Here is an 8,617-nt window from a genome sequence, read left to right as displayed (position 1 = left end):
TTGACGCCGCTCCTCGCCCTCCTCGACACCATCCTCGACGCCCTCGAACGCGTCGTCGGACTGTAGAACCCACCCCCGACCCCACACATCCGCCGAACCGCCACCCGCGCCGCGAGAAAGGACCCTCCCCGTGACCATCACCGCCCCCGGCTGCACCCGCACCGCCCACCCGGAAGAGCGACCGATCTCGCGGCTGCGCACCGGGGCGACGATCGGATGTGCGGCCGCGGCATCGGCGGCCGCCCCGGCGGTGCTGGTGACCGGGTCGGCGACCATCGGCGCCCTGACCGCGTTCACGACCCTCACCGCCGTCGCCGCGGCGACCGTGATGATCTGACCGCAACCCTTCTCCGGCGCAATCGCATTCATCGACCTGCCGACAGGACTCCGATACATGCGCATCACGACGACCGAGGCAATAACCAATCCCCGCACCGCATCCCGTGGCGGGTCGATCAGCACCGAGGAGATCAGGGCCCGCATCGAGGCGATGCTCGCCGACGATCGCGACGACCCGCAGCACCCCACGCGCTGAACCCCCGCAACCGACCCCCATCGGCATACCCGAAAGGACACCGACATGAACAACAAGGCGCAGTTGCTGCTGTTGCTCGCCGGAGCCGTCGGCGGCACCGCCGTCCTGCAGGCCGTTCTCGGGCGGACCGGGACACGCCGCACCCGCGGAGCACCCTTCCACCCGAACGGCTGACACCGACATGGGGCGGTCACCCGGCCGCGGGCAGCGGCGTCGAATCGTGCAGCTTGTCGCCAAGGGTTGTGGGCAGGGTGGTAGGGGCTCGTCGGCACGATGTCGCCGCCGCCATGTACGGGGAATCCTTCGCGCACAGCGTCTCGGCCAAGCCCTCGCGCGCACCGTCGCCGTGGCGGATCAGGATCACTGTCCCCTCCCTCCAAGGCGCGTGATACCGCCTTGATTGAACCCGGCCGCAGTGGGTATGCGGGCAGTGCCCCGCGCCAGTCTCACACCTGGGCCGCCGCGCCGCGCGGTGTCGATCGCCTGACGATCACCTCACCCGCACCCGGCGACCGAGCGAGCGGCGGTGACACCGACGTAGCGACACAGCAGGATCGATCTCATGACCACACACACGCACCTCACCACCGACCACGAGGAAATCCGTCGGTGGACCCAGGCCCATCACGGCGCCCCCGCCCGGGTCCCCCACACCACCGGCGGCGACGTGCTCCGAATCGACGTGCACGGAGTCGACTCGGGTCTCGAACACCTCTCCTGGACGGAATGGTTCGCCGCCTTCGACCGGCAGGGCCTGGCCCTCAGTTATCCGGATCCGCACCTACCGGGTGGGATCAGCGCCTGGTTCGAACTCGTACCCCGACCCCGCACCACCGGCCGCCCGTAGCCCCCACCAGGGCGCGGCCCGTAGTGATCGCGGCGCACACCCCTGCCGTTTCCCGACAAACCGATGGTGTCGATGAGCATGGGTCGGAGGGCGGCGGTCGTGAACGCGCGTGCGGAATCGGTGGGGCCGTTGGCCGGAGCGGATCTGGGCGCCGCCGACGAGATCTTCCGCCTCGCGTTCGGGACCTTCCTCGGCGTCCCCCGACCCGGCGTCGACATTCGGCACGATCGAAACCGGCACCGACAGACATCGACGTCGAGGCGTCCGGCCGGGACACACCACCAAACCAGAACGCCCAGCTCACCGCTTCGGGGTGGAGCCACTTCGAGCCGTCACACCTCACGAGTAGGGGTCGGCTTGGGGGCCAACTCGAGCCCCGACAAGGTGGGGGCCAGATCGAGGGTTCCGGCCCACTTTCTGTGATGATCCATTGTGTCCGCGTGTCGCTCCGACGAGACGTCGAATCCGCGCAAGATGATCAAGAAAGCCGGGGAGCGGGTCCACACCACGGACCAAAACGCCCACGACGGCCATCGCGGCGAGCCCCCAGAGGACACGGGCGAGGGCAGTGCGTCCTTGCACCAGGCCGGCCGAGCCGCCGACGACCAGCAGGGCGCCGATCCAGAGAATCCACATCGCGATCAGGCCTTCCTGATGGCGGCACAGCGGTCGGACATGGACTGATGAACAGTCGCGTGTGCCCCGCATGTCGGCGCTACGGCGTCGAGGCCGATCAGTTCGAGGAACTACAGGGCTCTGGTGCCGTCGGGAGATCGAGGCCATCGGGTCGGGGACCGGTTCGGTCCGGGCGGTGTCACATGCTGTCGAAGATGCGATGTTCGGGGACACCGGCGGACTGCGCCGCGGTGACGGCGTCGAGGAGGTCGTCGGTCAGTTGCTCGAAGGTGGCGGATCGGACCCGCTCCGGGGGCCGGTCGCTCGGGTGAGTGGTCAGGAAACTGTCCAGCAGGGCGCAGGTGTCGCGGACCCGCTCGAGCGCCCGGCGTTGCTCGTCGTTCACCGGCCGTCCGGCCGGCGGCCGACGACCCGCGTCGGCTCTTCGTGCGGTGCCCGGGGCGGGCAGGCGTGGTCGACCGCCGTCAGCAGGTTCTGGGTGAGGCGGTGGTAGGTGGTGAGCCACCGGTCGTCGACGGGTTCGTCGCGCAGATACGCCGTCAGGGCCGCGGTGTTGTCGCCGGTATCCAACCAGCGGCGCAGGTCGGTGGTGCGGTCCTGGACGCGGCGCAACAAGGTGGGGGGTGAAACGGGCATCGGGTCTCCTCCGGTTCGGACTTCCCTTCGGCGAGAATGGATTCGACGTTGCCCGCGGGTTTCCCGGCAACGCGTGCTTCCGCCAGGCCATTGTGACCGATGCCGGTGCCCGGTGCCGGTGTTTCCGGGTACCGGGCCATCGGCAGGCCACGCGGCCGCGAGCACACGGTCACCGATCCGGTCGTGGCTCGAACGGCACCGGTGGACAGTCCGCCCGGATCCGCTGTGCCCCAACCACTCCTGGCATCTGGGTCTCACGGGCGTGACGTTCGCCCGTCCGAGCGGGGCTTCGGCACCGCCCGCGCCCCGCATCGTGAGGGCGGAAGAAATACCAGGGAATGGAGGCGGATTGCGGCGGCCATGCGGTGAGACGAGCGACAAATCCGCAGGTCGCAAAGTTTCCGGAAATGACATCGGCGACGAGACCGTATGGTTCGAATTCGAATTCGTGGCCAAATCGCATCCGCGATGGCCATTCGTATTGGCGGTCGGCGATCTGCCCACCGTCAAAGTCGCCGGTGTCGCGGCGGCGGAGCGCCGTGGTGGTGATCTCGTAGGTGAGCAGTTGTCGTCCGGCGGTGGATCGAGGATCGGGACGAGGGCCCCGATCCCGGTCTGCAGCACCCGCCGGAGCCCGGCGACGCCGTAGCGGTGCGGTGCGGGGCGCCGGCGATCTGCCCGAACGCCAGCCGCAAACCGTCACTGATCTGCTCGATCAGGACATCGGCACACCTACGCGAGCTTGTGTGTGGCTGCCGGTATCTCACCACTGCACATTTCGCGGTTGGGTTGGTGCGGCGGCACCGAGTCCGGCGGCGCCGCGATCCCGGCGCCGGGGGGAGACCTCGGGCGGTGTTGGCGTCTTCGTGCCCAATCAGGCATCCGACGTCGGGTCACCGAGTCCACCATCACCATCGGCAGCATCATCGCCGAGAACGGCGTACTCGGCGATGCGTCCGCACCCGCGGCGCGCGGGCTGCGGGCGCGGCTCAGCCTTGGAAGCCAGACTTCGCCCCGGACCCACACGTCCTTCGTCTCAACCTGATGATCGCCCAGGCCTGACACAGAACGACGACCAGCAGGAGGCCGAGAACGGCCAGCGGCCACGCCGCCAGGGTGCCGTGGCCCGGAACTGTATCGAGTTGATGGATGTAGATGTCCCCCGCGATGTTGCTCCCGTCGAAGATGCAAGTCCATTCGGGATCTCGTCCTGGCAGGACCCTGGGCTCGACGCCACAGGTGAATCCCGCCTCACGAAGCAGATCACGCACGATCTCGGGATGTTCGGTCCAGATGTCAGGCAACTTCCTTCCCCTTATCTGTGTTGAGGACCCCCGTAAAGGTCAGAGTCCGTATGGTCAATTTCTCGTTGTTGGCGCGTCGTCACCCCTGCTTGGCCCGCGTCAACGCGTTCGAGATTGCCTTCCCGCCGACGCCACCTTGTCCGCCGCGAACCCCAACCACGGCCGGCGATGCGGGGTGTCAACCAGCTGGAATGCGAAGCTGTCCTCGGTGTCGGGGAAGCGGAACGCGAGAGCCTGCGCGTCCAACAGGGCGAACCACTGGTTCCAGGAGATGTGCGCGAGACCCGATCCCGGGCCCAGCCCGGTGAAGTCGATCCGCAGCACTGCCGCCGCCGCCTCGGGGTGGGTCGGGGGGTTCGACAGTATCGCCGGCGCCCCGTGATGGTGCTGGATCCAGCAGCGGATCAATTCGTGATCGGTGCTGGGCTCGAGGTGATTCTTGTGTGTGGTCATGACGGCTGCTCTTCCGGTGAGATTCGCGGTACCCGGCATCGCCACGGTCGCGAACCCTCGGTGTGTTCTCTAACGGTCGCCGGGTGTCGTCCTTCATTCTGCTCCGCGGCCACCGTGGATCGGCCACGTCGGTGGGAGGTAGTCGAATCCCGTCCCGGGATGTCCTGGTTCGTCACCCGGCGGGTGTGCCCAGTGTGCGACCGCCGCCGGCGGGGTATGCGGTGAACATGGGGCCGGACGTTGTCGGTGGTGTGGCCCAACCGGAGGCGCGGTTGGCCGGTCATCTGGTGCAGTTACTCGGGGACAAAGACATGTCGGGGCTGTCGGTGGAGGTGGCGCCGCTGGTTCGGGCGCCGGGACCGGGGTCGCCGGCCGGGGTGTTGTACACGGGGGTGCTGCGGTGGCTGGTCGGCGCGATCGCCGAGGTGGTCGTCGCCCGGTTGGGTGTCCCGGAGGAGGGGGAGTCGTTCGAGTTCAGGGTGCGCAGCACCCACGGGCGGCGGTTGGGGGTGGACGAGTTGCCCGACTCCGGGGGCCGGGTGTTGCGGTCGGTGAATGCGTTGCTCGCCGACGACCGGCCCGCGGCCCGGGCGCAGCTCGCGGCGGCGGCACGGGAACCGGATCCGGTGGTGCGGGCCGAAACTTTGGTCGCGGCGTTGGTGTGGGTGGATGCGCTGCTCGATGCGCGGACACCGGCGTTTCCGGATCCGCCGCCCCGCTGACCACCCGCGACGGGGTTATCCCGCCCGCGGATCGGATGCCGGTCGCGTGTGCGGTGGCCGTTGCCGGTGTGGTGCCGGTGGGGGGTCGGGTATCCGATGCCGGCGGAGGCTGTCGGACATCACACGTTGCCACCAGAGGTCGAGGGGGCTGGGGTCCGGCCATCGGATCGGATCGTCGTCCGGATCTGCTCCGGGTTGTGGTGCGGTCCGGTCCTCTCCGGTAGGGCACACTGTGCACGCCTTTCGGTCGCGGCGCCCGCCGCGCGGGGCACACTCCCCCTGGTGGTGGACGCTACCCCCCGTTCCGGGACGGCATCAGCATTTCCTCCTGGGCCTTCGGGGCCGGCATCTGGTGACCACCGGGCTCGGCGCCGGGTAGCTGTTGAGCGTCTCTGCATATGACGACCACGGGGCCACCAACCGTCACCCGTGATGCAGATGGGTTCCGGGCAGAGGGCCGATCGTCTGCATCGTCACCGTGCCGAGGAACGAGAACAGCCGTGATGAGCGATGCCGGATCGGGCGGACACGACCGTGCGGTGACGGCGGCGACGTCGTTCGTCGTCCGGCGTGACGGCGTGCCGTGAGAAGCGCTGCTACCAACACGAACCGGCCCCTGGTGCGATTGGATGTAGTCGTCGACACTGGTCCCACCATGAGCGGAGTCATCGGCTGTGATCGTCATACGCCGGCCCGAGGAGGCCGACACCTTCCTCGACGCCGGCACCATGCGATGCCCGCAGTGCCGGGGCACGGTGGCCAGGTGGGGACACGGGCGTGCCCGCACCGTCCGCGAGACGACCCTGACCGTGCGCCCACAAGGGTGCGCTGCCGCGACTGCGGCGCCACGCACATCCTGTTGCCCACCGCCCTGCAGGTGCGCCGGGCCGACACCGCCGAGGTGATCGGGAATGCGTTGGCCCACAAGGCGAAAGGCCTGGGGTTCCGGAGGATCGCCGAGCGGATGGGCCGCCCGGAATCGACCGTGCGCCGCTGGCTACGTCGCACTACCGGTGAGCATGTGCAGTGGCTACATCGCCGGGGTACCGAGCGGCTGGGCCTCGTCGCCCGCGAGGCGTTCTGCACCATCCGGTACGTCGGGAATCCGCTCGGGGACGCACTGTGCGTCCTGTCGGCGGCCGCGGTCGAGGATCGTCGCCGCTTCGGGTTCCCCGATCCACCGTGGGACCTGATCGGGATCTACACACAGGGACGTCTGCTGTCCCCACCCCGCAGCGGCTGACAAAACTGTCCCGTCCGGTCTTGCCGTGCCCGGGTACGTCCGTCATCGTGCCGATCGGCGGCGTTCACAATGACGCACAGCAGTCACCGTGCCGACGGGCCCGTCAGCCTGCCGACGAACGGCGACACCTGCGTCTGCAAATTCCGTGACGCCATCGTCTGCATTCTCAGCGACGGCCAACAACCGGCCGAAGCGGTCATCCCCGCTACCCTTTTCGGGTATGGGGATCACCTTCCACGGGCCGAGTCCGTGGCCGCACATCACCCGCGCCATCCGCACGCGCGGACCTCGGCATGGCGCGATCGCCTACCTCGGAGAGGACGCGCCCACTCTGCTGCCGCTGCGTGCCGGGGACGTCCTCGTCGTCAACGCCTCGAGGGCCGCGGTGCGCGCACACGCGACCTCCCCGGCCGCGCTCGCGCACTACGTGGACGCCGGGGTGCGGGTGCTGTCGTCACCGAATCTGCACGCCAATGTGATTGTCACCGATCGGCGGGCGGTCATCGGTTCCGCCAACGCCTCCCACAGCTCCACCATCGCCGATGAGGCCGTGGTCATCACCGAGGACCCCGACATTGTCGCCGCCGTGCGGAAGTTCATCGACGGTATCGAGGAGATCACCGAGGTCGACCAGGTGTTTCTCGACAACGCCACCGCTATCTGGCAGATCGGCCGCGCCGTCCCCCTGCCCGGGATCGGCGGCCGCAACCGTGCCGAACCCGACTTCCTCCCCACCCCGGTAACCCGGATGTTCCTGTGGCACATCACCGACTACCAACCCGGCGCCGCGGAGGAACACGAGCGGGCGGCCCACACCAGCCGCCACCGTACGTCTGCGGGGCCGGCGGCGACGTACCAGCTCGAATGGTTCCGCATCGACACCCCCGGCGGCCGCGGGCAGCTCCAGCGCGGTGACGTCCTGCTCCAGGTCACCGCCGACAACGAATGGCTCTACCCGCCCGCGGTCGTGGACTCCGATCCGATCGCGATCCCGCACACCCGCCGAGCGGTGGCGTACCAACTGCGCACCCGAATTGACCTGGAGCCGATCGCGGTGACCGACGCAGAAGTATGGCTTGCCGACGTCGGGCACCCTAATCCCCGGCTGCGCACCGACCACCGCATCGTCTCAGCCAGCCTGCGAGCCGCGGTGCTCCGACTCTGGAACCTCTGAACCGAGAACCGATCCGGACGTTTCCAGGCTTGACCTGTGAATACGCCATGTCCATGAGGGTGACGGCGTACCGACATCGCCGTGGCACAGGCTGGAGTGATCAGGCCAGCGCTAGGACGCGGGAGCGCGCTTTCCTCCACCGGGGGACGGGCCCAGGCCCTCGGCGTGCCGGTGCGCGAGCGCGAAAGGTCTCTTCACGCTGGTGATCAGACTTGTGAGTTCCACCGGCTCTCGCACCTGCCAAGTTGCAACCCAACACGTGTCGACTTCCGTGACAGATCGTCAAATAGGTTGACATACTTGGGGTAATGACTATCCGGGCAACGCTTGACGGCTTTCACAAAGGATGTGATTTCGATGCGGGCAAACCGGTCCTCAGCCTCACCTCTGCAGCTCTACGCTGCGTTTCGCCGCCATCACCCCCGAATCGTGGTGCCCGTCGACTATGTCACCGAATGCGGTTTTCGACTGGGACTTTGGCAGGACCGCCAGCGGGTTGCCCGTATGCTCGGCACCCTTCCGCCCCAACGCATTGCGCAACTCGATGCGATCGGGTTCGTGTGGAGTGATGACGATCTTCCACTTCCTGCCGTGTCACCGGCCGACGGCAAGCGGCGACGGATGCTTTCCGAAATTGCCGCCTACCGCGAAGAGCACGGCGACGCACTCGTTCCCGCGAACTATGTCACTGCCGACGGTGAACAGGTAGGCCAGTGGCTCTACCAGGCGGTGAAGAAGTGGCGAGCCAACGCATTGCCCGACGACGAGAGGCGTCCACTTGCGGCCCTCGGGGTCTCCCCCGGACCACGCCCACGGGGGCCGCGAATGTCAGCACAGCCTGTGGGATAAACATCCCACCCTCTTGTCTATGGAGGCAATGGGCGCGCTCGCCCCTCTATCCGGCGGACAGCGGTAGTTGACCCGCTGGGTGGGCAGACCGCTGTCCCCGGCCTGCCACGCCCACGGCGAGGTGAGGAGCACGGTGTCGATCTAGGGTGTGTCTCCCAATGATTTGTGGTGTTGTGCTGCAGACTCTTCGGTGTGGCAGACGTTGTTGATCGGTTTGA

The 8,617-nt window shown here is 68.0% G+C and carries 13 protein-coding genes; 9 read left to right on the top strand and 4 right to left on the bottom strand.

The features are described from left to right. The first annotated feature begins 130 nt into the window (after positions 1-130). The 3 genes from MLGJGCBP_RS46365 to MLGJGCBP_RS53445 are packed head-to-tail and all read left to right on the top strand — an operon-like array spanning position 131 to position 709. Entirely contained in the window at positions 131-337 is a 207-nt protein-coding gene (locus tag MLGJGCBP_RS46365; protein ID WP_160096652.1) for a hypothetical protein, read from the top strand. Positions 338-394: 57 nt separating this feature from the next. Continuing rightward, positions 395-535, top strand: coding sequence for a hypothetical protein (locus tag MLGJGCBP_RS51065; RefSeq protein WP_201453077.1), 141 nt, complete (start codon positions 395-397; stop codon positions 533-535). 45 nt (positions 536-580) lie between these two features. Beyond that, positions 581-709 (top strand): hypothetical protein, encoded by a 129-nt coding sequence (locus MLGJGCBP_RS53445; protein ID WP_258085251.1) that lies wholly within the window; start codon positions 581-583, stop codon positions 707-709. Positions 710-725: 16 nt separating this feature from the next. Here MLGJGCBP_RS53445 and MLGJGCBP_RS46360 read toward each other — a convergent pair whose 3' ends face one another. Continuing rightward, positions 726-899 (bottom strand): hypothetical protein, encoded by a 174-nt coding sequence (locus MLGJGCBP_RS46360; protein ID WP_160096651.1) that lies wholly within the window; start codon positions 897-899, stop codon positions 726-728. 198 nt (positions 900-1,097) lie between these two features. On the opposite strand from MLGJGCBP_RS46360, the gene MLGJGCBP_RS46355 reads away from it, so the two are divergent. Continuing rightward, positions 1,098-1,382, top strand: coding sequence for a hypothetical protein (locus MLGJGCBP_RS46355; protein WP_160096649.1), 285 nt, complete (start codon positions 1,098-1,100; stop codon positions 1,380-1,382). A gap of 432 nt (positions 1,383-1,814) precedes the next feature. After that, on the top strand, positions 1,815-2,066 hold the full coding sequence (locus tag MLGJGCBP_RS46350) for a hypothetical protein (protein ID WP_160096647.1): 252 nt from the start codon (positions 1,815-1,817) through the stop codon (positions 2,064-2,066). Between the two features lie 130 nt (positions 2,067-2,196). Here MLGJGCBP_RS46350 and MLGJGCBP_RS46345 read toward each other — a convergent pair whose 3' ends face one another. The 3 genes from MLGJGCBP_RS46345 to MLGJGCBP_RS46335 form a co-directional block, all read right to left on the bottom strand. After that, complete coding sequence (locus tag MLGJGCBP_RS46345; protein ID WP_160096645.1) at positions 2,197-2,403, bottom strand: hypothetical protein; 207 nt, start codon at positions 2,401-2,403, stop codon at positions 2,197-2,199. Then, positions 2,400-2,654: a hypothetical protein gene (locus tag MLGJGCBP_RS46340; protein ID WP_201453075.1), complete on the bottom strand. Its 255-nt coding sequence runs from the start codon at positions 2,652-2,654 to the stop codon at positions 2,400-2,402. Before MLGJGCBP_RS46340 ends, MLGJGCBP_RS46345 begins: the two co-directional genes overlap by 4 nt. Positions 2,655-4,057: 1,403 nt before the next feature. Next, on the bottom strand, positions 4,058-4,411 hold the full coding sequence (locus MLGJGCBP_RS46335) for a hypothetical protein (RefSeq protein WP_201453074.1): 354 nt from the start codon (positions 4,409-4,411) through the stop codon (positions 4,058-4,060). 227 nt (positions 4,412-4,638) lie between these two features. Here MLGJGCBP_RS46335 and MLGJGCBP_RS46330 point away from each other — a divergent pair, with 227 nt between their 5' ends. From MLGJGCBP_RS46330 to MLGJGCBP_RS46315, 4 genes are all read left to right on the top strand, one after another. Further along, complete coding sequence (locus MLGJGCBP_RS46330) at positions 4,639-5,133, top strand: hypothetical protein (RefSeq protein ID WP_160096643.1); 495 nt, start codon at positions 4,639-4,641, stop codon at positions 5,131-5,133. 763 nt (positions 5,134-5,896) lie between these two features. Then, complete coding sequence (locus tag MLGJGCBP_RS46325) at positions 5,897-6,376, top strand: helix-turn-helix domain-containing protein (protein WP_236581250.1); 480 nt, start codon at positions 5,897-5,899, stop codon at positions 6,374-6,376. Positions 6,377-6,596: 220 nt separating this feature from the next. Next, positions 6,597-7,550, top strand: coding sequence for a hypothetical protein (locus MLGJGCBP_RS46320; protein WP_012686798.1), 954 nt, complete (start codon positions 6,597-6,599; stop codon positions 7,548-7,550). A gap of 357 nt (positions 7,551-7,907) precedes the next feature. Then, a complete protein-coding gene (locus MLGJGCBP_RS46315) occupies positions 7,908-8,399 on the top strand; it encodes a helicase associated domain-containing protein (RefSeq protein WP_080512611.1) in 492 nt (163 codons plus the stop codon). Positions 8,400-8,617: the final 218 nt, after the last annotated feature.

It is taken from the genome of Rhodococcus sp. T7 (assembly GCF_009872365.1).
Lineage (GTDB): Bacteria > Actinomycetota > Actinomycetes > Mycobacteriales > Mycobacteriaceae > Rhodococcus_F.
This window is presented reverse-complemented; position numbering and strand designations above follow the sequence as displayed.